A 22,128-nucleotide genomic window follows, 5' to 3' on the forward strand; every position below is an offset into this window, starting at 1 on the left:
CGTGGTAATCTCATGAAATAATAACAAACTCCTGAGATTGCTTCGTCAATTACTTTGTAATTTTCTCGCAATGACGATTCCAATTTATAAATAATTAAGAGATTATGCAAACAGATAATACAAAATCAAACACTAATAAAACAGCTAAGCAAGAGTGGGGGTCTTTTGCTTTTGTAATATGTATCGCTTTACTTATTAGAATACTTATTATGGAGCCGTTTACCGTTCCAACCGGGTCTATGAAAGCAACCATACTTGAGAATGACTATATATTTTCTACGAAATATAGTTATGGTTATAGTAATTATTCTTTATCTTTTTTTGATTTTATTCCTCTTTTTAAAGGGCGAATATTTGCTCGTGAACCGGATCGTGGCGATATTGTAGTTTTCCGTCCGCCTAACGATATGAGTGTTAGATATATAAAGCGTTTAATAGGGCTACCCGGCGATAAAATTCAATTGATTGATGACGTAATATATATTAACGACAAAAAAATAGAACGCACGGAAGTTGGAACTTATATAAGCGAAGAGGGAATAAAATATTTAAAGTTTAAAGAAACACTGCCAAACGGTAGAACATATTTTTCTTATAAACTTGCTCCTATTTATGGCGTTATATATAATGATAGATATGGTAATACGGATGTTTTTTATGTACCTGAAGGGAAATATTTCTTTTTAGGGGATAATAGAGATCAGTCAAATGATAGTAGAGTAAATCTTGGATTTGTACCGTTTGAAAATTTTATTGCTAAAGCACAATTTATTTGGTTCTCAACAAAAATAACTTGGTGGGATAATGATATAGGAGTTATTAATCTAGTACTAAAGTTAAAGCCATGGATTGAATCTGTTAGGTTAAATCGAATTTTCAGAAATCTTTATAACACGGATGCGTAATGGAATCATTTGAGAAGTTAGAAAAGCTACTTAGCTATAGTTTCAAAAATAAAGAGCTTTTAGTAGAGGCGTTGAGTCACCCGTCTTTAAGGCAACATCACGAGTACAAGGATGATAAAGATTATGAACGATTAGAATTTCTAGGTGATGCCGTATTAAATTTAGTAATCACAGAAATTTTATTTAGAAATTTTGCAAATTATAATGAGGGGAATTTAGCTAAAATTAGATCATATTTGGTTTGCAAAGAAACAATATGCATGGTTGGAGCTAAACTTACTTTAAAAAATTATATAATTATGACTCATGGCGAAGAAGTAGCAGGCGGGCGTGATAATCGTAATAATATAGAAAATGCCACGGAAGCTTTAATTGCAGCTATATATCTTGATAGCAATATTGAAACAACCCATGATATTATTGAGAAGTTATGGGCAGAATTTATAAAAGTTCAGAATTTAACGGATTATGACCCAAAAACTGCTTTACAAGAATGGGCTCAAGCTAGTGATCATCACCTACCTATATATCGTCTGATAAAAAGAGAAGGAGCCTCCCATTCATCGACTTTTACGGTTCTTGTAAAAGTAAAAGATTATGAACAAACAGGCACTGGTCACACAATAAAAGAAGCAGAGAAAAACGCAGCACGCAGCTTATTGCATAGACTTAAAAATGACTAATAGACATCTTGCCAAATTCGCTTATAGAGAGGAATTTAAAGGAGACACGGAAGCACTTGCCGCCGCAGTACGCGAGGATGCGAGTATTGGATCGACGTCTAAATTACCTCTAGAAGTGAAGTTTGGGAAGATGTCTAATCAGAAAACGGTATCGGTTTGTATAATCGGGCGACCTAATAGCGGAAAATCAACTTTATTAAACAGAATAATCGGTGAGAAGCTTTCAATCGTTACCCCAAAAGTTCAAACTACTAGGTCAATTATTACCGGTATTGTTACCTTAAAAGATACACAGGTAATTTTATACGATACGCCCGGTATATTTGAGCCGAAAGGGAGCTTAGAGAAAGCAATGGTAAGATGTGCGTGGTCTAGTTTGCATAGTGTGGATTTAGTTCTGTTAATTATTGATAGTCTAAAGTCGTTTGATGATATAACGCATAATATTTTAGATAAGCTTCGCTCACTTAATATTGTTCCGATATTTTTATTGAACAAAATAGACATCGAATCAAAATATCTAAATGACATTAAAGCTTTTTTAACAGAAAATCATCCTGATAGCTTGCTTTTTTCTATATCTGCTTTATCAGGCAAAAATATTGATGGATTACTTGAATATATAACAAGTAAGGCCAAATTTTCTCCTTGGCTTTATGCGGAAGACGACATAACGGATTTACCTATGCGTTTTATTGCAGCAGAAATTACAAGAGAGCAGTTATTTTTAAATTTGCAGAAAGAACTCCCTTATAAATTAACCGTACAAACCGAAACATGGGAAGATCTTAAAGACAAATCCGTAAAGATTAATCAAGTTATAGTAGTTTCAAGAGAGAGCTATAAAACTATAATACTCGGTAAAAACGGCTCTAAAATCAAAGAAATAGGAGCAAAATCCCGAATGCAAATGGAGAGGTTTTTTGGATTTCCTGTGCATTTATTTTTATTCGTTAAGGTGCGTGAGCTGTGGGAGAATAATCAAGAATTTTATCAGTATATGAAGATATAAAGCTGTCACCCTGTGGCTTGACAGACTTTGTTGGATGGTTTTCGATGTCATTCCCCCGAAAGCGGGAATGACATAAAAGCCATATAATAATGCCAATAAAAATAACATTAAATAATCATGATAATACTTGGGATTGATCCGGCACTTGGGAGTCTTGGATGGGCAGTAGTGGCAAAGGAGACCGCACAGTTGAAATATTTAGCTAGTGGTATTATTAGAACAAATAGTAAGGATGCAATTCATCATAGACTTGCTTTTATTAATAGTACATTAGAAAAAGTAATATTAGAATATCAACCAAATATAGCAGCGATTGAAGAAACATTTGTTAATACTAATAGCGTGACTTCTTTAAAGCTTGGATATGCTAGAGGGGCGATAATGTCGCTGATCGGTAGATATAATTTGGACATGCGAGAGTTTAAGCCAAATACGGTAAAAAAAACCGTAACAGGATATGGGCATGCAGAGAAAGACCAAATGTTGCATATGATAAAGCTTTTGCTGCCTGGCACTGCCTTAATTACCAATTCTGATGAAGCTGACGCCGTAGCGATTGCCTATACCTGCTTAGTTACAAAAAATTATTAAAATGAATCCAATGATAATATTAGTTGCCCCGCAAATGGGTGCGAATATCGGTGCTACTGCAAGAGCAATGAAGAATTTTGGCTTAAATGAGCTTAGAATCGTGGCTCCAAGAGACGGCTGGCCTAATGAGCAAGCACGTAGTAATGCAGTCGGAGCGGTTAATATTATAGATCATGCAAAAATTTTTGATAGCCTAGAGGATAGCATTAAAGACCTCGAATATTTATATGCTACTACTTGCATTAAAAGGGCTATGAATAAAGATTATGTATTTTCACAAAATTTACCTTTAGATTATCCAAATTCTGAAAAAGTCGGGATAATGTTCGGACGGGAAAATAATGGGCTTAGCAACGAAGAAATCGCATTTGCTAATAAGATTATCACTATTAATACAACCGAATTTAGCTCATTAAACATTGCTCAAGCGGTTATTATTATATGCTATGAGTTGTTTCGTAATTCTACACCCAGAGAGGATGTACATAACATTCAAAAATTAGCTACTAAAGAAGAAATAGAGCATTTTTTAGTAAATTTATTCGGCAAACTCGATAAAGCCGGATTCTTCAAGGCTCCCGACAAAAAAACTGCTATGCAACAAAATATCACTAATATATTTACACGTATAAATAGTCTCTCTTCCCCTGAAGTCCAAACTCTGCAAGGTATTATTAAATCTTTAAATCAATGATATTTAGTAATTTCTTAAGTTCAGGAACATAATTTCTTATTCGGTTATATATTATCAGCAAGCTTTTTATCGTAAGTATAAGATATCATATTACGATCAGTAAGCATATAAATCCATAAACTCTCATCATTTATAATACCGGCAACAAAAGCTTCCTTTATCACTTCTTTAGGATAGTGAAGAAATGTGCCTTTTTGAGAAAAATATTCTTTTAAAAACTTCCAAGCGAGTTCAAAAGTAAATTCAAATCTTTGTATAGTGGCATCAATATAAGCCCTATCTTCTGTTGTCGGTTTTAAATAAATATCTTCAAGCGTCATAAAAGCTTTACGAAATTTTTCAAGTTTAAGGTTTATTTTGACATATATAATTTTTTTCTTTTAATATATTTTTATAAAGTTCAGAGCTTATTTTAGTACTTTCAAACCTTACACAATCTATTTTTAAAAGCGTGTCGGCATTCTTTATTATAGACATAACTTCTAGCCATCCTTGATCTGTAATATTAGGGCAGATAATTGCAATATCAATATCAGAACGCTCATCGTTATCCCCTCTAGCACGAGAAGCCAAAAAGCCATATTTCGTTGACAAACGGTAAAGATTTTAGCTTATTAATGAATATATATGATTGTATATCTTTATCCATATAATTACCAGCTTTTGATTAAAGATTTAATAATTTCAGCTACTCTTTCTGCTTCATTTAAGGATTTGTAGCTATATTCTTCTAGAGCAATAGCCGACGTATCAAAAATTCTTGCTATCTTCTGTGCTACTAACTGCTTTATAAAAATCTTATGTTTTGAAGAATTAAAGTTTGGTGGGTAGAATATATAAAGAGGCTTGCCGCTTGAAGCTGCTTCACTGCACATTGAGATTGAGTCGGCCGTAGAGATTATATATTTTGCCTTGGAGAGCATAGCTATATAAGGATTATAGCCTGCGTCTTCGTTCGGGTAATAAATAATTGTGGAGGACGGCATATTATTTTTAATAATTGATTTTACAGTGTGTGGTGTACGTCTACTAAAACTAATGAAAAAAGGTATTTTTTGATTAGTATATATTTTATTTAATAATGAAGCAAATAAAACTGCTTCATCTTCATGGAAATTAAATTTTTTATTATTCCCACCGATTATCACTGCAATAAACTGTTTAAGATTAGGATAATGTTTTTGGAGTTCCAAGTTTGCTGCGGCGAACTGTTTGGTTACGTTGTTGATAGCTCCGTTGATGGGGATGATGTTTTTAAAGTCGTCATTGCGAGGAAATACGAAGTATTGACGAAGCAATCTAGTAAAAAAGCCCTGAGATTGCTTCAGCCACTTTGTGGCTTCGCAATGACGTTGGTCATGATAAGGCAGAATAACGGCATCAAATGCATTGTAAGGAAGATTAGGCTGCATTATTTGTATTAACTTGATATCTTTAAATTTCTTTTTTAAATAAAATGCTAGTACTGCCGTTCTTCTTCCAGCGGTAATTATCATATCAGGCGGGGACTTATCCAAAAGATACTGCAATAGCTTACTTTTTATATGAATAGGATAATATTTTAGTAAAAAGTTCGGTAGCTTAGCTAAGCAATTATATTCAAGCTTAATTGTTGTATATTCTTCCGTTAATTTTTCAGCAAGTGCAATAGCCTGATGGGTGTTGCCTGTTCTATCATCCGCCAATACGTGTATTTTCATTGTAAATACTTCTCTAAAGGTAATGTTAATAAGTTTGTGAGAGGTAGTGATTTATCGCAAGCCTCGGCTATTTGTGGTGTGATCGGAATTTGAGCGATTAGTGGTATATTATATTTTTGTGATAAATGTCCGCCACTATTATTTTTAAGCATATAGCTCATATTCTCAATTATTCCCAAAATAGGTAAATTTAGTTTTTGATATAAATCTATAGAACGTATTACGTCTATTTCTGATATTTTTTGTGGTGTAGTTACGATTATTACGCCGTCTAAATGATAATTTTCTAGTATACTTAAATGAATATCACCTGTTCCCGGCGGCATATCGATAATTAAATAATCTAAATTATCCCATTTTGTTACCGATAATAATTGATAAATAGTCTTACTCGCCATAGGACCACGCCAAATAATTGCCGAGTGGTCTTTAACGAAGAAGCCTATAGATATAATTTCGATGCTTTGAGCAAGTACCGGTATTATTCGTCCATCTTTCGTTTGCGGTACTTCGTTAATGCCGAATATATGCGGAATTGACGGACCGTAAATATCCGCATCTACTATCCCGACTCGGTAATTTGCTAGACTTAACTGCTGAGCGATAAGAGCCGATATTGTAGATTTTCCGACTCCGCCTTTACCTGACGCTACTAAGATAATTTTTTTTACATTTTCTACAAAATGTTTTGGTTTTTGAACTTTTTGCTCCATCGGTTTACTTTCGGTAAAAACAATTGTTATTTTATTTACTTCCGAAATCTCGTTAAGTTTATTAATTGCCTTAAGTCTAATTTCTTCGGCTTCTAACTTGTTTTTACCTGATATATCTATTGAGAAACCGATATTATTACCTTTAATTATAATATCCGATATAACTTCATTTAAAAAAGTACCGTCTTTAAAGGTAATATGCTGAATTGTATCTATAATTTGTCGTTGGTGTAAATTCGCCATAATGAAATTTCCTTTTTAAAGCTGTTTAAGCTCGTAACTTGACGTTATATACTATAATATATATAATTATCTCATCTTTAAAAATAATATAAAACAATAAAGCAAATGCTTAATAAAAAACATATCTCAATTTTAAAAAAATCCCCATGGAAAGATTTTGATTCTGATAAAGAAGGTAACATATTCACAAGACCGCGTAAAAATCAATTTAATTTTGATCAATTTCAATTCCCGTTTAATTTCAATGCTAAAACAATAATTTTAGCTGTTGTTGCAGTGGTTGCTTTATGGCTCGCTTCGGGTATTTATGAAATAAAAGAAGGCGAAGAAGCAGCGGTAATAAGATTTGGGCGTTTTGTGCGTAAGGGCTACCCCGGGCTTAATTATCATTTACCGGCACCTTTTGAAAAGATAATAGTTGAGAAAGTTAAACAATCACGTCGGATTGAGATTGGTTATCGTACAAATAGCTCTCTGCGTAGCGGTGGCGATAATACTAAAAATATTGCCGGTGAAAGTATCATGCTCACCGGTGATGAAAATATCATTGCTTTAAATTGTGACGTAATGTGGCATATTAATAATCTTGAAGATTTTATTTTTAACGTACAAAGACCTGCAGAAACAGTAAAAGCAACAGTCGAGAGTGCCGTTAGGGAAGTCATAGGCAATACTCCTATTTCTTGGGTATTATCCGATCAAAAGCAGGAGATTACTTATAAAATAGAGAAATTAGCACAGAAGATATTGGATAGTTATAATGCCGGTGTTATGATTGAGAAAGTACAATTATTAAAAGCCGAGCCGCCTGCCGAAGTAATAGACGCTTATAGAGACGTGCAAACTTCAAAAGCAGATAAAGAAAAAGAAATAAATCAAGCTCAAGCCTATAATAATAAGATTTTGCCGGAAGCTAGAGGAGCGGCTGCAAAGATTATACAAGAAGCAGAAGGTTATAGAGCAGAAGTTATATCGAAAGCAGAAGGTGATAGCCAAAGATTTAATGCTATTTATAAACAATATGCTATAGGTAGGCAAGTAACTAGAGATAGATTATATTTAGAAGTAGTGGAAGAGATATTAGGTGGTTCAAATAAAACGATTATTAATAAGGCACTACTGCCGCACATGGCTATTAAACCATAGGGGTGCTATGTCATTCCCGCTTTTGCGGGAATGACATCAAGCGTGTTTTTCACGCTATACACAAATGACATCTAAACAACAAGGAATATTAAATGCAACAAAAGATTTATTATATAATTTTTACAATTGTTTTTGGGCTGATACTGATTTCTAGCTCCTTATTTTCAGTGGACCAACGCCAATCTGCAGTAGTATTCCAGTTTGGTGAGGCAGTTAGAACTATAGAAAATCCAGGACTGAATATTAAAATCCCGTTTATTCAAAATGTTGAATTTTTTGATAAGCGTCTTTTAGATGTTGAGGTTGAGGCAAAAGAATTAACGGCTGCTGACGGTAAACGAGTTATTGTTGATGCCTACGCCAAATTCCAAATTAATAATCCCGTAATGTTTTATAAAACGGTACATGATTATCAAGGTGTGAAAATTAGACTGACTCGTAATCTTGAATCGTCAATGCGTAAGGTGATAGGTAAAATCTCGCTAAGTAGCCTTTTAAGTCAGGAACGTAGTAACGTAATGTTAAATATCTTAAATCAAGTGGACGGTGAAGCTAAAAGCTTCGGTATTGATGTTGTAGATGTTAGAATTTTAAGAGCAGACTTACCAAAAGAAAATAGTGCGGCTATTTATCGTCGTATGCAAACGGCACGTGAAAAAGAAGCAACCCAAATTAGAGCGGAAGGACAAGAAGAAAGCGTGCGTATTCGTTCAAAAGCAGATAAAGAAAGTAAAATAATACTTGCTAAAGCTTATCGAGATGCACAAATTATTAAAGGTGACGGCGATGAGAAAGCGGCAAAAATATATAATTCTGCTTATTCAGTTGATCCGGAATTTTATAAATTTTATAGATCACTTTTAGTATATAAAAATTCTTTAAAGAAAGAGAATACTAATTTTGTAATTTCACCGGATGCTGAAGTTTTAAAATATCTAAATCTCACTAAGTAGTATACTAGTCTATCTACTTTTTATTTACTTGGAGTATATGGTTAATCTGAAAATAGTTATTGTTATAATAGTTTTAATATCAAGTAACGTTGTGCTAGCAAAAGAAAATAGTAAGTCTTTAAAAGTAGCAGCTCAAGAAGAGAATGAATTTACGGAAATAAATTCTGCTCCTTTAAAAGTAAGTGAAGCCGCTCGTTATAGCTTTGCCGATATAGTTGAACCGTTAATTCCTGCAGTCGTTAATATTTCAACAATAGAATATGTTAATAGTAAATCGGAAAACGCCGAGAAAGATCCTCTACAAGAAAAAGTTAATGATTTTTTAGAAAAGCTTAATATACCGCTGAATTTGGAAGAGGTTGATCAAACTCCGAAAAGTGTCCCGCTTGGTTCAGGATTTATTATTGAACCTAACGGCTTAATAGTGACAAACTATCATGTAATTGCAAATGTTGATAAAATTAATATAAAACTTGCAGATAATACCGAATTATCGGCTAAATTAATAGGTAACGATACTAAAACCGATTTAGCTCTCTTAAAAATAGATAGCGAGGAACCTCTACCTTTTGTTGAGTTTGGAGATTCGAATGATGCAAGAGTAGGAGATTGGGTTATTGCGATCGGTAATCCATTCGGTAATCTAGGTGGTACGGTGACAAGCGGTATTATTTCTTCTAAAGGGCGGGATATCGATATAGATACGGACAATATAGTCGATAATTTTATTCAAACGGATGCTGCAATTAATAACGGTAATTCCGGTGGTCCTATGTTTAATTTGGATCAGAAAGTAATCGGCGTAAATACGGCAATTTTTTCACCGCTCGGTACTAATATAGGTATCGGTTTTGCAATACCGTCAAATACTGCAAAGCCTATAATCGAACGTCTTAAGAAAGATGGAAAAGTAAGTAGAGGACGCCTTGGAGTAACAATACAAGATTTAACCGAGGAAATTTCTGAAGGGCTAGGACTTAAAAATACTAGGGGGGTGTTAGTAGCTAAAGTACAAGAAGACGGTCCAGGTGATAAAGCGGGAATTAAAACAGGTGATATAATAATAGAGTTTGCAGATATACCGGTTAAAAATACTAAAAAATTACGTGTAATTATTGCAGATGCTCCTATTGATCAGGAAGTAAAAGTAAAAATACTTCGCGATAAAAAGGAGCTTGAGTTACCTATTAAAATTACTGCGGATAATGAAGAGGTTACCAAAGATTCTACAGAAGAGACCAATAAGAAAGAAATAACAAATAAAGAAGAAAATAATTTATCTATTACTAAAAATAATATTACTTTTGGTAATTTGACTGAAGAACTAAGACAAAAATATACTATTCCTCAAGATAAAATGGGAATAGTGATAACCAATATTGATGAAGAAGAAAGTAGCTTCAAAATTGGTGATCTGATAACCAATATTAATCAGGAAAGCATAGACGATATAAGTAAGCTAGAAGAATTATATGAAAATGCTAAAAAATCAGATAAGCAAAATATTTTGCTCTTGATTGAAAGGGGTAGTAGTAATATGTTCGTACCATTGCAGGTTATGTAAGATATAGTTTTCTATTTTATTTCCACGAAGGCGGGAATCCAGAAACATAATCTTAACATTGATACAAAAATAAAATAAAGCTATAAAAATAAGTTTGTTATAGCTTTTGCTGGATTCCCGCCTGCGCGGGAATGACATAGAATGTAAAAATAATACCTAAATAATTTATGAATGAAAAAATAGCAATTTTAAGTGCATATAGTTTTGTTAATATAGAAGAACCGGCGAATTTGATACCGAAACTTTTGCTTATCGGTAAAAGAAAATATGTTAGAGGTACTATTTTATTAGCTAATGAAGGCTTTAACGGTTCTTTTTCAGGTTCATATGAAAATGTAAATCTTGTACTTGAAGAATTGATAAAGCTGACCGGTCCCAAAGATGTTAACGTTAAAATAAATTATAGTGATGTTCATCCTTTTCAGAAATTGAAAGTCAGACTGAAGAAAGAGATCGTAGCAATGAACGTTGATGATTTAAATGTTGATTTGTTTAAAGGCGAATATATAGAGCCGAAAGATTGGGATGAATTTATCACAAAACAAGATGTTATAGTAATAGATACTCGAAATGATTATGAAGTAGAGGTTGGTACATTTAAATCAGCAATTAATCCTAATACCAAAACATTTAAACAATTTCCTGCTTGGGTTCAGCAGAATCAAGAATTGCTCAAAGGTAAGAAAATTGCTATGGTTTGTACAGGTGGTATCAGGTGTGAAAAATCCACCAGCTTACTTAAAAGCATAGGTTATGATGAGGTATATCATTTAAAGGGTGGAATACTGCAATATCTAGAAGATACACAAAACAAGAACAATTTATGGCAAGGTGAATGTTTTGTTTTCGATGATAGGAGAGCAGTGACAGATGATTTATCGCCTGTAGAAAGACATTGGTTGCAGAGATAGATGTCGTTGACCGATTGAAACGTGTAGTATGTCATTCCCGCGAAAGCGGGAATCCAGAAAAAAGAGAGCTTTTAATTTTAAAAATTCAGTATATTTGTATTTTTTAATTACTGGATTCCTGCTTTCGCGGGAATGACATAACCCTTTATTTATTAGAAATATATGACTAAAACCAAACAAGAAATTTATAATAAGCGTCCAACTTCACCACATTTAACTATATATAAGCCGCAAATAAGTTCTACATTATCAATTTTGTATCGTATGACCGGCGTAGCTTTATTTTTTGCGGTGTCAATCTTGGTGTGGTGGTTGATTCTTAGTAAATATGACAATAATTATTTACAGCTTGCTGAATGCTGTATTATAAAAATATGCTTAGTAGCTGTTAGCTACGCTTGGTTTTATCATTTATGTAACGGCATTCGGCATTTATTTTGGGATATCGGTTACGGTTTTTCTATAAAATTGGTTAATATCACTGGTTGGTGTGTAGTGGTAGGATCTGTATTATTAACGGTATTGTTATGGGTGTAGTAATAAAAATGTCATTGTGAGGAGATGCGTAGCATCGACGTGGCAATCTCAGAAATAATAACAAATGCCTGAGATTGTTTCGTCAATTGCTATGCAATTTCCTCGCAATGACGAAAAGCTAAAACAAATAATAGAGAAAATTAATGGTATATGATTTTAAAGCAGAAATTATAAAAGCAAAAAATAGCGGTTCTGCTAAAAGTGGTTCTCATCATTGGTTATTGCAAAGAGTAACGGGGATTATATTAGCTTTATGTTCTGTGTGGCTAATATATTTTACGTTAACCAACAAAAATAATGATATAAATATTATTATGTGGGAACTTAAAAAGCCTTTTAATGTAGTAGCTTTGTTAATTACGGTGGTTGTTTCGTTGTATCATGCGATGCTTGGTATGCGTGTAGTAATTGAAGATTATATAAGTTGTCACAAATTACGTAATACATTGATTATAATAGTGCAATTATTTTGCATTGTTACTATTGTAGCTTTTGTAGTAGCGCTGTTTTATAAAGGATAAAAATTGTCACCCCATGACTTGACCACGGTATCCAGAAAACAATATTGTGTATTGAATTACTGGACCCCGTGGTCAAGCCATGGGGTGACAGAGGTAGACAATTCACGTATCAAAATAGTAAAAAATTAATTTAATGACCAAAGCGTATAATATCATTCATCATAAATTTGACGTAGTAGTTGTAGGTGCAGGCGGAGCAGGTCTTCGTTCTGCATTCGGTATGGCTAAAGAAGAGCTAAATACCGCTTGTATAACTAAGCTGTTCCCAACCCGTAGTCATACTGTGGCTGCTCAGGGTGGAATTAGTGCGGCTCTTGGGAATATGGGCGAAGATGATTGGCGTTGGCATATGTATGATACGGTAAAAGGTTCTGATTGGTTAGGCGATCAGGATGCCATTGAGTATATGTGCAAAAACGCTCCCGATGCAATTTTAGAGCTAGAGCATTACGGCGTACCTTTCTCAAGAACTGAAGAGGGAAAAATTTATCAGCGTCCTTTTGGAGGAATGACAACAGAGTACGGCAAAGGAAAAGCAGCTCAGCGTACATGTGCTGCGGCAGATCGTACGGGGCATGCCATACTGCATACTTTATATCAACAGTCACTAAAACATAAAGTACAGTTTTTCGTTGAGTATTTTGCTATTGATTTATTGATGGAAGATGGTGAATGTAGAGGCGTAGTTGCGTGGAATTTAGATGACGGTAGTCTGCATTGTTTTAGAGCGCATAATGTAGTGCTTGCAACGGGCGGATACGGGCGTGCTTATTTTTCGGCGACGTCTGCTCATACTTGTACTGGTGATGGGGGCGGCATGGCGATTAGAGCCGGTCTTCCACTGCAAGATATGGAATTTGTACAGTTCCATCCGACAGGTATATATTCGGCTGGCTGTCTTATTACCGAGGGGGCAAGAGGCGAAGGGGGATATCTTGTTAATGCAAACGGTGAGCGTTTTATGGAGCGTTATGCTCCTGCTGCAAAGGATTTAGCTTCAAGAGATGTAGTTTCAAGAGCAATGACTATAGAAATCAGAGAGGGGCGCGGAGTGGGCAAGCATAAAGATCATGTATTTTTACATTTAAATCATTTATCGCCTGAGATTTTACATAGTCGTTTGCCCGGTATCTCTGAGACGGCTAAAATTTTTGCCGGTGTTGACGTGACTAAAGAGCCGATACCGGTACTTCCTACGGTACATTATAATATGGGGGGGATACCGACGAATTATCATGGTCAAGTCATAATCAAAGACGGTAAAAGTCATAATAGCGTAGTAAAAGGGCTTATGGCAATCGGTGAAGCGGCTTGCGTATCGGTACACGGTGCTAACCGATTAGGATCAAATTCTTTGCTTGATTTAGTAGTATTTGGTAGAAGTTCTGCATTAAAAGCAGCCGAGCTTATTAAGCCTGCGAGTCCCCACAAGTCTATAAAAGAAGAAAGCCTTGAAAAAATTATAAATAGATTTGATAAAGTCCGTCACGCTAACGGTAATATTTTAGTTGCAGAGTTAAGGCTTAAAATGCAAAGAACTATGCAAAGCCATGCTTCGGTATTTAGAACTCAAGAGGTACTAGATGAAGGAGCAGGAATGATTAGCGAAATAAGAAGCGGCTATAAAGATATAAAAATTAACGATAAATCTTTAATTTGGAATAGCGATTTGGTGGAAGCCTTAGAGCTAGATAATCTACTTGATCAAGCTTTAGTAACAGTATATTCGGCAGCTGCAAGAAAAGAAAGCAGAGGAGCTCATGCACGTGAAGATTATCCTGATCGTAATGATGGGGATTGGATGAAGCATACTCTTAGCTCTATCGATGAAGCAGGTAAAGTAGTTCTTGATTATAAACCTGTGACTTTAACTACTTTAACCGATGAAGTAATAGCAGTCCCGCCGGTGAAGAGAGTGTACTGATTAATGTTCTTATGTCATTCCTGCGAAAGCAGGAATCTAGAAATCTTTAATGTTATCCCGCGATTTAATCGCGGGATCCAAAAATGCTTATTTTTTAGATATCGCGGTTAAGCCGCGGTATGACAAGAAAAAAATATATATATAAAATATGTTTGAGTATTTAATAAAATTCTATCCAAAAATCTTTTTTATTGTAGAGGGAACTTTGGTAACTTTAAAATATAGCGTTATTGCCGTTATATTCGGTTTAGTAATAGGGATGCTGCTCGCTATTTGTAAGGTAAATAAAAATCGTGCTTTAAGGCTTTTTGCAAATTTCTATACTTCTATTTTCAGAGGAACACCTTTATTAATTCAATTAAGTATTATTTATTTTGCTTCACCTTATATCATAGGCATTAAATTTAGTGTGTTTATGGCGGGAGCTATTGCTTTTTCTCTTAATTCGGGAGCATATGTTTCCGAAGTAATCAGGGCAGGGATTAATGCAGTTGATAAAGGGCAGTTTGAAGCGGCTGAAGCTCTTGCTATTCCAAAGTTTTTAATAACGAAAGATATAATTCTGCCGCAAGCAGTTAAAAATATTTTTCCGTCATTAGTAAATGAGCTTGTAAATTTGATTAAAGAATCAGCCATTATTTCTATGCTTGGAGAAATGGATTTAATGCGTAGAGCACAAATTGTATCAATTGAAACATATAATTATTTTTTTCCAATGCTTATTGCTGCGTGCTGTTACTATATTTTAGTGATGTTAATCAGCTTTATAGCAAAAATAATTGAGAAAAAAATGATTGTTAATTAAAACATACTTGCTTTTATGGAAAAAGTAATTATAATTTAAATTTAGTGTAATTTACAAATTCTTATAATTTGTATTGAGAAATGATTGAAAATAAAGGGTGGAAGTATTTTCACCCTTTAATTATCGTATATATAAGTTTTTTTGGAGTATTTTTTTTAATGCCGACATATAATCAATTAGTACGTTTTGGGAGAAAGTCAAAAACTCGTAAGACCAAATCTCCTGCCTTAGAATCTAATCCTTTTAAAAGCGGTGTTTGCCTAGTTGTAAAAACCGTTACCCCTAAAAAGCCTAACTCTGCACTTCGTAAGATTGCAACGGTGCGTTTAAGTAATAAAAGAACCGTAAATGCATATATTCCTGGTGAAAAGCATAGTGTAAAGGAACATGATAGGGTGTTAGTAAGAGGCGGTCAGGTTCCTGATCTTCCGGGGGTGAAATATCATATCGTACTCGGTGCTTATGATATTGCCGGAGTGAAAGGACGTAAGCAAGGTCGGTCACGTTACGGTGCTCCTCGTAAACAAGTTGCAGTTACAAAAAAATAAATTATTAGTTAGAGAGAAAAAATAAAATGTCACGTCGTCATGCCGCAGAAAAGCGAGTAATTTTACCTGATATGAAATATAACAGTATTTTACTGTCAAGATTTATCAATAATATTATGAAAGAAGGGAAGAAAGCACTTGCAGAGAAAATTGTTTATTCAGCCTTTAATAAAATTGAAAAGAAGCATAGAGTTGATCCGTATCAAACCTTTAATAATGCTATGCATAACGTGAAGCCGCATTTAGAAGTAACGTCGGTTAGGGTTGGAGGAGCTAATTATCAAGTTCCGACGCATGTTGATGAAAGAAGAGGATATGCCCTTGCTAGCCGTTGGATTATTAATGCTGCGTCAAAACGTTCTGAAAAAATGATGATTGATAAGCTTGCCGAAGAGCTGTTTGAAGCTTCTAATAATAGAGGTGTTGCCATTAAGAAGAAAGAAGATACTCATAAAATGGCCGAAGCTAATAAAGCTTTCTCTCATTTTAGCCCTAAAAAAATGAAATAAGGTAGGGTATTAATGAGTAAAAGAAATAAACTTGAGCATATTCGTAATATCGGTATATGTGCTCACATTGATGCCGGTAAAACCACAACTACCGAACGTATTTTATATTATACCGGTAAATCGCATAAAATAGGTGAAGTTCATGAGGGCGGTGCTACCATGGATTGGATGGAACAAGAACAAGAACGCGGTATAACCATTACCTCAGCTGCTACTACTTGTAGATGGCAAGATAAAATAATTAATATTATCGATACTCCTGGACACGTTGACTTTACTATCGAAGTAGAGCGTTCGCTTCGTGTTCTTGACGGTGCGGTTGCAGTATTTGACGGTGTAGCAGGTGTTGAACCGCAGTCAGAAACGGTTTGGAGGCAAGCAGATAAATATAATGTTCCTAGAATGTGTTTTGTCAATAAAATGGACAGAATGGGAGCAGATTTTTATAGATGCGTTGAAATGCTCAAAGATCGTTTAGGAGCAAAACCGCTTGTTATTCAGTTGCCTGTAGGGATTGAAGAAAATTTTAAAGGTATCATTGATCTTATTAAAATGAAAGCAGTGATTTGGAAAGATGAAGCACTTGGAGCTGAGTATTTTGAAGAAGATATACCTGCCGATATGAAAGATAAAGCTGAAGAATATCGTGCTAAATTACTTGATATGGTTGTTGAGTTAGATGATCATGTTATGGAAAAATATTTATCAGGTGAAGAAGTAACAGCAGAAGAGATTAAAAGATTAATCAGAAAAGGTACTATTTTAGCAGCATTTTATCCGGTTTTATGCGGTAGTGCTTTTAAAAATAAAGGGGTACAGCCTTTACTTGATGCCGTAGTAGATTTCCTACCTTCGCCTATTGATATAGGTATAGTAAAAGGTATGGAAGTAAGTACCGGTGAAGAAAAAGATTTCCCTATTTCGGTAACTGAGCCTTTTGCAGCTTTAGCATTTAAAATTATGAATGACCCATTTGTCGGTTCATTAACTTTTATTAGAATATATTCAGGTAAAATTACTTCAGGAACAACTGTTATTAATACCGTAAAGAATAAAAGAGAAAAAATCGGTAGAATGCTATTAATGCATGCTAATAATCGTGAAGACGTAAAAGAAGCATCAGCAGGTGATATAGTAGCTTTAGCAGGTCTTAAAGATACTACCACAGGTGATACGTTATCCGATATTGATCAGCAAGTAATCTTAGAAAGAATGGAATTTCCAGAGCCGGTAATTGAGCTTGCGGTAGAACCTAAATCAATAGCCGATCAAGAAAAAATGGGCTTCGCACTTTCTCGTTTAGCAGCTGAAGATCCATCATTTAGAGTGTCAACTGATTATGAAACAGGACAAACAGTGATAAAAGGAATGGGAGAGCTCCATTTAGAAATTATCATTGATCGTATGAGAAGAGAGTTTAAGGTCGAAGCAAATATTGGAGCTCCTCAAGTAGCATATCGTGAAACTATAACAAAAGCTTGTGAAATTGATTATACCCATAAGAAACAATCCGGCGGTGCAGGACAATTTGCTCGTGTAAAAATTATTTTTGAGCCTCTAAAAGAGGTAAAAGATCTGAAAGATGAAGATAAAAATAAAATTTTTGTCTTTGAAAGTAAAATCATCGGCGGTGCCGTGCCTAAAGAATATATACCAGGTGTTGAAAAAGGATTAAATAATATTAGAGAAACCGGTGTTATTGCCGGTTATCCTATGATTGATTTTAAAGCAACTTTAGTTGACGGTGCGTTTCATGATGTAGATTCTAGTGTACTTGCGTTTGAAATTGCTGCAAAGGCAGCATTTAGAGAAGGGATGCCAAAAGGTAATCCTAAATTACTTGAGCCGATTATGCAAGTTGAAGTTATCACTCCTGATGAATATATGGGTGATATTATAGGCGATTTAAATAGTCGTAGAGGACAAATTCAAAGCATGGATCCAAGAGGGAATGCTCAAGTAGTTACTGCGAATATTCCTTTAGCGGAAATGTTTGGTTATGTTAATACGCTTAGGTCTTTATCTCAAGGTAGAGCTCAGTTTAGTATGATATTCTCTCATTATGATCAAGTGCCGAGTCAAGTAGCTGATATTATTAAAGCTAAAAAATAATTTAGGGGTGAGGTGTCACGTCTTACAGAAATAAATGTTGTTTTGCTGTGGCAGCTTATAAATTAACAGTACTGTTTATTATAGTAATTTTTTAATAATAACAAATATTTTTAATAACTTTTATTGATTTTTTATTAAAAATATGATAGGAGTGTAGCTCAATTGGTAGAGCGCCGGTCTCCAAAACCGGAGGTTGCGGGTTCGATACCTGTCGCTCCTGCCATTATAGGCTTAGAGCTTTTTTGCTATAAAATATAGAATTTTTACAAAATGTGCTTATAGAGAGAAATTTGAAAGAGGTACTTCACCTCGAATTGCAGCGTACATACTAGTATGTGAGAATTCCAGTGCTGGATTATCGTCTCAATTGCCTCTAGAAGTAGCATTTTGTAAGAAGTCTAATAAATTACCTAACAAAAATATGTTTAAAGAATATAAAATTTATAAGTTTTTTGAACAAGTTAAACAAGAAACTTATAAGGTAGTTTGGCCAACTAGAAAAGAGCTTGTTGCTTCAACATTAGTAGTGGTAGTAGCAGTTTTTATTTTTAGCCTAATTTGTTTGGTACTTGATTATAGTATACATAACATAATGCAGCTTTTGCTTAATATCGGCAAATAGTATAAGGAATAAATTGTGACAGCACAGAGTATAGATAATATATTACCTTCTTCTGAAAAAAATGTAAAGCAGTGGTATGTAGTACATACGGCATCAGGAGCAGAGAAACGCATTAAAGAAGATATGCTTAGAAAAATCGCTAAACAGAACATGACGGATTTTTTTGAAGATATATTAATACCTGTTTTTGGAGTTCCTGAAGTTAAACGCGGTAAAAATGTCAAGGTAGAAAAAAAACTAATGCCGAGTTATATCTTGATAAAGATGAATATGACTGATAAATCTTGGCATTTAGTAAAAAATATATCTGGAGTAACTGGCTTTTTAGGAAGCAAAACCACGCCAAAAGCTCTTACAGAAAGTGAAATACAAAATATTTTTAATAATTTGGAAGCAGAAGCTAAAGAAGCAAAGAATTCTAAATTGTATGAAGTTGGTGAAATAGTGATTGTTACAGACGGTCCTTTTGAAACTTTCATGGGTACAGTAGAAGAAATAGATCAAGAAAAAAATAGGTTAAAAGTTTCAGTTGCAATATTTGGTAAAGCAACTCCAATAGAACTAAATTTTAATCAAGTAAAGAAAAATGATTAAAAGTTGGGCTAAATACGGTTTATTAATTACTTAAGCTGTATTGTACGAATGTTCAGAATGTCGTTGTTGCGGGATAATGCGTCGTCATTGCAAGCAGCCGTAGGCTACGTGGCAATCTAGAAGAAATAATAAAAAACTTCTGATTTACAGAATTTTTTTTCTTCCTTGTTTTGTCAAAACTTACAGCTTTTCCTTGCAATGATGGGAAACAAGATCCATGCAATTGTTACAAAGTAATATTAATTTAAGAGAAAAATAAGGATATTTATAAATGTCTCAGAAAGCAATAAAAGGTTATATTAACTTGATAATTCCAGCTGCTGGAGCCACTCCTGCACCTCCTATAGGACCGGCCCTAGGACAAAGAAAAGTTAATATTGCAGCATTTTGTAAAGATTTTAATGATGCTACGCAAGGTATGGAAAAAGGAATACCTCTGCCAACCGTAATTACTGTTTATGAAGATAGTAGTTTTTCTTTTAAAATAAAAACTTCTCCTGCTTCTTACTTTTTAAAGAAATATGCTAAAATTACTAAAGGTTCTAGTGCTACTAAAAAAGAAGCCGTAGTAGGTAAAGTTACTATGGATGATTGTCGTGAAATTGCAAAGTTAAAAATGCCTGATTTAAATACAAAAAATATTGAAGCAGCAACAAAAATTATTTGTGGTAGTGCTGCATCTATGGGACTTGAAGTAGTAGGGAATTAATTATTATGTCAAATAAGAAAGATGTTGCTGTAAAAATTAGCGGCGGTAAAAACATAAGAGAAGCTAGAGAAAAAGTAAAATCAGATACTTTATATAATTTAACAAATGCAGTTGAACGATTAAAATCAGCATCATATGTTAAATTTGATCCAACCTTAGAAATAGTTATGAAGCTTGGAATTGATTCTAGGCATTCCGATCAAATGGTACGTGGTGTAGTTAATTTACCTGCCGGTACAGGCAAAACCGTAAGAGTTGCCGTTATTTGTAAAGAAGAAAGAGAAGAAGAAGCTAAAAATGCCGGAGCAGATTTAGTAGGTTCAACAAATATTATTGATGAAATTAAAGCAGGGAAAATTAATTTTGATGTATGTATAGCTACTCCCGATATGATGGCAGCTATAGGTTCAGTTGCAAGAATTTTAGGACCAAAAGGTTTAATGCCTAACCCTAAACTTGGTACCGTAACTTTAGATATTAAAAATGCTATTAAAAATGCTAAAAGCGGTCAGGTAGAATATAGAGCAGAGAAAGCAGGTATAATTCATGCAGGGCTTGGAAAATTATCTTTTTCAGACCAAGATTTATTAAAAAATTTAAATGCGTTTATTGAGGCAGTAATTAAAGCAAAACCTGCCGGATTAAAAGGAAGTTATTTAAAAGCAATGTATTTATCTTCTACTATGGGAGCATCGGTACAAATAGATTTAACTAGTATAGCATAATTTTTATAGCCGTTTAACAGTAGAGTAATAATAAAAAATTTTTGTTATTTTAAGCATTTGTATCAGTTTAAATATATTAAACTGTATTATAAAAGGAGAATTAAAAGGTGTTAAGATCAGAAAAACCGGTAGCAGTAGAGGATATTGTAAATATTTATAAAGAATCGCCCTCTATAATTATTACTCATTATCACGGGTTAACCGTTAGTCAAATGAGTTCGCTTAGAGAATCACTTAAATCTAAAGAAGCAGGTTTTAAAGTAGTTAAAAATACTTTAGCAAAAATAGCTGCAAATCAAACAGGGCTTAATAGTATTGCTAATTTATTTGCGGGTCCTACTGCTATTGTTTATTCTAAAGAACCGGTTGAGATGGCAAAATTAGTAGTTAATTTTGCTAAGGCTAATGATAATCTTAAGATTATCGGTGGAATAGTAGATAATCACGTATTAGATGAACATTCAATAAAAGAACTTGCTAAGCTACCTACACTTAATGAGCTTAGGGGTAAAATTGTTGGGTTATTACAAGCACCGGCTACTAAGGTTGTAGGTGTTTTACAAGCCCCATCCTCGAGTATGGCGAGAGTAATACAAGTACATGCTAGTAAAAATTTAACTTAAAGGTTACTGCATCAGGTATTTTAATTGATAATTAAAGAGCTGTTATAGTGAAAATTAATAAGGTTTTTTATAGAATAGTATTCTTATTTTAAAAAAGTCTTATAATTTGAAGCACAAAAGAATTTAATTAACTTTAAAATGCCTGATGTAGTAATCTCTCAATATAAAAAAAGTAAAAAGGAAAAAATTATGGCAGATTTAGCTAAAATTGAAGAACAATTATCATCATTAACGTTAATGCAAGCAGCTGAGCTTGTGAAAATGCTAGAAGAAAAATGGGGTGTATCTGCAGCAGCTCCTGTAGCTGTAGCAGCTGCCGGTGCTGCAGTTCCTGTGGCTGAAGCAGTAGCTGAAAAAACTGAGTTTGAAGTAGTTTTAACAGCTGTTGGTGATAAGAAAGTTGAAGTAATTAAAGTTGTAAAAGATATCACAGGTCTTGGTTTAATTGAAGCTAAGAAATTAGTTGATGAAGCTCCAAAGCCGATTAAAAGCAATGTGAAAAAAGCAGAAGCAGACGAAATCAAAGGTAAGTTAGAAGCTGCTGGAGCAAAAGTTGAATTAAAATAATTATTGCTGCACTAGGTTCTGTAAAGAAAAGTTGAATTATTCGTATTTTAGATAGTTTTAAGTAAAAATTAATAAGTTTCTTGTTGAAACAGTTGTTTTTATTCCAAGAAAAATCTTATGATTTTCAATCAAGAACAACTAAGTATAGATTAATTTTTTACAGGACCTAATGTTTTTGCATTACAGATGAAATATTTTATAGCTTTAAATTAACTTC

The 22,128-nt window shown here is 33.9% G+C and carries 26 protein-coding genes and 1 tRNA gene; 23 read left to right on the top strand and 4 right to left on the bottom strand.

The features are described 5' to 3' along the window. Nucleotides 1-104: 104 nt before the first annotated feature. From lepB to TENJIKU01_RS06215, 5 genes are all read left to right on the top strand, one after another. Nucleotides 105-905 (top strand): signal peptidase I, encoded by an 801-nt coding sequence (gene lepB / locus TENJIKU01_RS06195; RefSeq protein ID WP_012736744.1) that lies wholly within the window; start codon nucleotides 105-107, stop codon nucleotides 903-905. Beyond that, on the top strand, nucleotides 905-1,588 hold the full coding sequence (gene rnc / locus TENJIKU01_RS06200) for a ribonuclease III (protein WP_064429609.1): 684 nt from the start codon (nucleotides 905-907) through the stop codon (nucleotides 1,586-1,588). The genes lepB and rnc overlap by 1 nt, the downstream gene beginning before the upstream one ends. Further along, a complete protein-coding gene (gene era, locus TENJIKU01_RS06205; RefSeq protein WP_082894550.1) occupies nucleotides 1,581-2,600 on the top strand; it encodes a GTPase Era in 1,020 nt (339 codons plus the stop codon). Before rnc ends, era begins: the two co-directional genes overlap by 8 nt. Nucleotides 2,601-2,717: 117 nt before the next feature. After that, nucleotides 2,718-3,191: a crossover junction endodeoxyribonuclease RuvC gene (gene ruvC, locus TENJIKU01_RS06210; protein WP_064429610.1), complete on the top strand. Its 474-nt coding sequence runs from the start codon at nucleotides 2,718-2,720 to the stop codon at nucleotides 3,189-3,191. A gap of 1 nt (nucleotide 3,192) precedes the next feature. After that, nucleotides 3,193-3,885 carry an RNA methyltransferase gene (locus TENJIKU01_RS06215; RefSeq protein WP_064429611.1) on the top strand — a complete coding sequence of 231 codons (693 nt, stop codon included), beginning with the start codon at nucleotides 3,193-3,195 and terminating at the stop codon, nucleotides 3,883-3,885. A gap of 44 nt (nucleotides 3,886-3,929) precedes the next feature. Here TENJIKU01_RS06215 and TENJIKU01_RS06220 read toward each other — a convergent pair whose 3' ends face one another. Genes TENJIKU01_RS06220 through TENJIKU01_RS06235 form a run of 4 tightly spaced genes read right to left on the bottom strand, consistent with a single transcriptional unit; the run spans nucleotide 3,930 to nucleotide 6,541 of the window. Further along, on the bottom strand, nucleotides 3,930-4,205 hold the full coding sequence (locus tag TENJIKU01_RS06220) for an HI0074 family nucleotidyltransferase substrate-binding subunit (RefSeq protein WP_255374225.1): 276 nt from the start codon (nucleotides 4,203-4,205) through the stop codon (nucleotides 3,930-3,932). 25 nt (nucleotides 4,206-4,230) lie between these two features. Further along, nucleotides 4,231-4,479 carry a nucleotidyltransferase domain-containing protein gene (locus TENJIKU01_RS06225; RefSeq protein WP_227780085.1) on the bottom strand — a complete coding sequence of 83 codons (249 nt, stop codon included), beginning with the start codon at nucleotides 4,477-4,479 and terminating at the stop codon, nucleotides 4,231-4,233. 59 nt (nucleotides 4,480-4,538) lie between these two features. Continuing rightward, complete coding sequence (locus TENJIKU01_RS06230) at nucleotides 4,539-5,585, bottom strand: mitochondrial fission ELM1 family protein (RefSeq protein WP_064429612.1); 1,047 nt, start codon at nucleotides 5,583-5,585, stop codon at nucleotides 4,539-4,541. Further along, nucleotides 5,582-6,541: an Mrp/NBP35 family ATP-binding protein gene (locus TENJIKU01_RS06235; protein ID WP_064429613.1), complete on the bottom strand. Its 960-nt coding sequence runs from the start codon at nucleotides 6,539-6,541 to the stop codon at nucleotides 5,582-5,584. The genes TENJIKU01_RS06230 and TENJIKU01_RS06235 overlap by 4 nt, the downstream gene beginning before the upstream one ends. 105 nt (nucleotides 6,542-6,646) lie before the next feature. Between TENJIKU01_RS06235 and hflK the strand changes: the two genes are divergently transcribed. The 18 genes from hflK (at nucleotide 6,647) to rplL (ending at nucleotide 21,911) form a co-directional block, all read left to right on the top strand. Beyond that, nucleotides 6,647-7,687 (top strand): FtsH protease activity modulator HflK, encoded by a 1,041-nt coding sequence (gene hflK / locus TENJIKU01_RS06240; protein ID WP_064429614.1) that lies wholly within the window; start codon nucleotides 6,647-6,649, stop codon nucleotides 7,685-7,687. A gap of 167 nt (nucleotides 7,688-7,854) precedes the next feature. After that, on the top strand, nucleotides 7,855-8,640 hold the full coding sequence (gene hflC / locus TENJIKU01_RS06245) for a protease modulator HflC (RefSeq protein ID WP_255374226.1): 786 nt from the start codon (nucleotides 7,855-7,857) through the stop codon (nucleotides 8,638-8,640). Between the two features lie 37 nt (nucleotides 8,641-8,677). Continuing rightward, nucleotides 8,678-10,204, top strand: a complete 1,527-nt coding sequence (locus TENJIKU01_RS06250; protein ID WP_064429615.1) for a Do family serine endopeptidase — start codon at nucleotides 8,678-8,680, stop codon at nucleotides 10,202-10,204. A gap of 167 nt (nucleotides 10,205-10,371) precedes the next feature. Next, nucleotides 10,372-11,115, top strand: coding sequence for a rhodanese domain-containing protein (locus tag TENJIKU01_RS06255; protein WP_012152447.1), 744 nt, complete (start codon nucleotides 10,372-10,374; stop codon nucleotides 11,113-11,115). Nucleotides 11,116-11,277: 162 nt separating this feature from the next. After that, nucleotides 11,278-11,652: a succinate dehydrogenase, cytochrome b556 subunit gene (gene sdhC / locus TENJIKU01_RS06260; RefSeq protein WP_010976843.1), complete on the top strand. Its 375-nt coding sequence runs from the start codon at nucleotides 11,278-11,280 to the stop codon at nucleotides 11,650-11,652. Between the two features lie 143 nt (nucleotides 11,653-11,795). After that, nucleotides 11,796-12,173: a succinate dehydrogenase, hydrophobic membrane anchor protein gene (sdhD, locus tag TENJIKU01_RS06265; RefSeq protein ID WP_064429616.1), complete on the top strand. Its 378-nt coding sequence runs from the start codon at nucleotides 11,796-11,798 to the stop codon at nucleotides 12,171-12,173. Nucleotides 12,174-12,306: 133 nt separating this feature from the next. Continuing rightward, nucleotides 12,307-14,097: a succinate dehydrogenase flavoprotein subunit gene (sdhA, locus tag TENJIKU01_RS06270; RefSeq protein WP_064429617.1), complete on the top strand. Its 1,791-nt coding sequence runs from the start codon at nucleotides 12,307-12,309 to the stop codon at nucleotides 14,095-14,097. A gap of 148 nt (nucleotides 14,098-14,245) precedes the next feature. Further along, complete coding sequence (locus TENJIKU01_RS06275) at nucleotides 14,246-14,902, top strand: amino acid ABC transporter permease (protein WP_004996648.1); 657 nt, start codon at nucleotides 14,246-14,248, stop codon at nucleotides 14,900-14,902. 158 nt (nucleotides 14,903-15,060) lie between these two features. Continuing rightward, the gene (gene rpsL, locus TENJIKU01_RS06280; RefSeq protein WP_004996647.1) at nucleotides 15,061-15,450 is read left to right on the top strand and encodes a 30S ribosomal protein S12; all 390 of its coding nucleotides are present in this window, start codon (nucleotides 15,061-15,063) and stop codon (nucleotides 15,448-15,450) included. A gap of 26 nt (nucleotides 15,451-15,476) precedes the next feature. Continuing rightward, complete coding sequence (gene rpsG, locus TENJIKU01_RS06285; RefSeq protein WP_004996646.1) at nucleotides 15,477-15,959, top strand: 30S ribosomal protein S7; 483 nt, start codon at nucleotides 15,477-15,479, stop codon at nucleotides 15,957-15,959. A gap of 12 nt (nucleotides 15,960-15,971) precedes the next feature. Further along, nucleotides 15,972-18,071 (top strand): elongation factor G, encoded by a 2,100-nt coding sequence (fusA, locus tag TENJIKU01_RS06290; RefSeq protein ID WP_064429618.1) that lies wholly within the window; start codon nucleotides 15,972-15,974, stop codon nucleotides 18,069-18,071. 147 nt (nucleotides 18,072-18,218) lie between these two features. Next, nucleotides 18,219-18,294: transfer RNA gene (locus tag TENJIKU01_RS06295), tRNA-Trp, on the top strand. A 198-nt stretch (nucleotides 18,295-18,492) separates the two neighbouring features. After that, nucleotides 18,493-18,693: a preprotein translocase subunit SecE gene (secE, locus tag TENJIKU01_RS07970; RefSeq protein WP_004996644.1), complete on the top strand. Its 201-nt coding sequence runs from the start codon at nucleotides 18,493-18,495 to the stop codon at nucleotides 18,691-18,693. A gap of 15 nt (nucleotides 18,694-18,708) precedes the next feature. Next, nucleotides 18,709-19,287, top strand: a complete 579-nt coding sequence (gene nusG, locus TENJIKU01_RS06305) for a transcription termination/antitermination protein NusG (RefSeq protein ID WP_064429619.1) — start codon at nucleotides 18,709-18,711, stop codon at nucleotides 19,285-19,287. A 271-nt stretch (nucleotides 19,288-19,558) separates the two neighbouring features. Further along, complete coding sequence (gene rplK / locus TENJIKU01_RS06310; RefSeq protein WP_064429620.1) at nucleotides 19,559-19,996, top strand: 50S ribosomal protein L11; 438 nt, start codon at nucleotides 19,559-19,561, stop codon at nucleotides 19,994-19,996. A 5-nt stretch (nucleotides 19,997-20,001) separates the two neighbouring features. Next, a complete protein-coding gene (rplA, locus tag TENJIKU01_RS06315) occupies nucleotides 20,002-20,721 on the top strand; it encodes a 50S ribosomal protein L1 (RefSeq protein ID WP_064429621.1) in 720 nt (239 codons plus the stop codon). A 107-nt stretch (nucleotides 20,722-20,828) separates the two neighbouring features. After that, nucleotides 20,829-21,344 carry a 50S ribosomal protein L10 gene (rplJ, locus tag TENJIKU01_RS06320; RefSeq protein WP_064429622.1) on the top strand — a complete coding sequence of 172 codons (516 nt, stop codon included), beginning with the start codon at nucleotides 20,829-20,831 and terminating at the stop codon, nucleotides 21,342-21,344. Nucleotides 21,345-21,533: 189 nt separating this feature from the next. Beyond that, entirely contained in the window at nucleotides 21,534-21,911 is a 378-nt protein-coding gene (rplL, locus tag TENJIKU01_RS06325; protein ID WP_064429624.1) for a 50S ribosomal protein L7/L12, read from the top strand. Nucleotides 21,912-22,128 lie beyond the last annotated feature (217 nt).

The organism is Rickettsia sp. Tenjiku01 (assembly GCF_001653015.1).
Classification (GTDB): Bacteria; Pseudomonadota; Alphaproteobacteria; order Rickettsiales; family Rickettsiaceae; genus Rickettsia; species Rickettsia rickettsii.

Coding starts and splice junctions, on each gene's coding strand:
- lepB (WP_012736744.1), top strand. CDS start 105: ATGCAAACAGATAATACAAAATCAAACACTAATAAAACAGCTAAGCAA.
- rnc (WP_064429609.1), top strand. CDS start 905: ATGGAATCATTTGAGAAGTTAGAAAAGCTACTTAGCTATAGTTTCAAA.
- era (WP_082894550.1), top strand. CDS start 1,581: ATGACTAATAGACATCTTGCCAAATTCGCTTATAGAGAGGAATTTAAA.
- ruvC (WP_064429610.1), top strand. CDS start 2,718: ATGATAATACTTGGGATTGATCCGGCACTTGGGAGTCTTGGATGGGCA.
- TENJIKU01_RS06215 (WP_064429611.1), top strand. CDS start 3,193: ATGAATCCAATGATAATATTAGTTGCCCCGCAAATGGGTGCGAATATC.
- TENJIKU01_RS06220 (WP_255374225.1), bottom strand. CDS start 4,205: ATGACGCTTGAAGATATTTATTTAAAACCGACAACAGAAGATAGGGCT.
- TENJIKU01_RS06230 (WP_064429612.1), bottom strand. CDS start 5,585: ATGAAAATACACGTATTGGCGGATGATAGAACAGGCAACACCCATCAG.
- TENJIKU01_RS06235 (WP_064429613.1), bottom strand. CDS start 6,541: ATGGCGAATTTACACCAACGACAAATTATAGATACAATTCAGCATATT.
- hflK (WP_064429614.1), top strand. CDS start 6,647: ATGCTTAATAAAAAACATATCTCAATTTTAAAAAAATCCCCATGGAAA.
- TENJIKU01_RS06250 (WP_064429615.1), top strand. CDS start 8,678: ATGGTTAATCTGAAAATAGTTATTGTTATAATAGTTTTAATATCAAGT.
- TENJIKU01_RS06255 (WP_012152447.1), top strand. CDS start 10,372: ATGAATGAAAAAATAGCAATTTTAAGTGCATATAGTTTTGTTAATATA.
- sdhC (WP_010976843.1), top strand. CDS start 11,278: ATGACTAAAACCAAACAAGAAATTTATAATAAGCGTCCAACTTCACCA.
- sdhD (WP_064429616.1), top strand. CDS start 11,796: ATGGTATATGATTTTAAAGCAGAAATTATAAAAGCAAAAAATAGCGGT.
- sdhA (WP_064429617.1), top strand. CDS start 12,307: ATGACCAAAGCGTATAATATCATTCATCATAAATTTGACGTAGTAGTT.
- TENJIKU01_RS06275 (WP_004996648.1), top strand. CDS start 14,246: ATGTTTGAGTATTTAATAAAATTCTATCCAAAAATCTTTTTTATTGTA.
- rpsL (WP_004996647.1), top strand. CDS start 15,061: ATGCCGACATATAATCAATTAGTACGTTTTGGGAGAAAGTCAAAAACT.
- rpsG (WP_004996646.1), top strand. CDS start 15,477: ATGTCACGTCGTCATGCCGCAGAAAAGCGAGTAATTTTACCTGATATG.
- fusA (WP_064429618.1), top strand. CDS start 15,972: ATGAGTAAAAGAAATAAACTTGAGCATATTCGTAATATCGGTATATGT.
- secE (WP_004996644.1), top strand. CDS start 18,493: ATGTTTAAAGAATATAAAATTTATAAGTTTTTTGAACAAGTTAAACAA.
- rplK (WP_064429620.1), top strand. CDS start 19,559: ATGTCTCAGAAAGCAATAAAAGGTTATATTAACTTGATAATTCCAGCT.
- rplA (WP_064429621.1), top strand. CDS start 20,002: ATGTCAAATAAGAAAGATGTTGCTGTAAAAATTAGCGGCGGTAAAAAC.
- rplL (WP_064429624.1), top strand. CDS start 21,534: ATGGCAGATTTAGCTAAAATTGAAGAACAATTATCATCATTAACGTTA.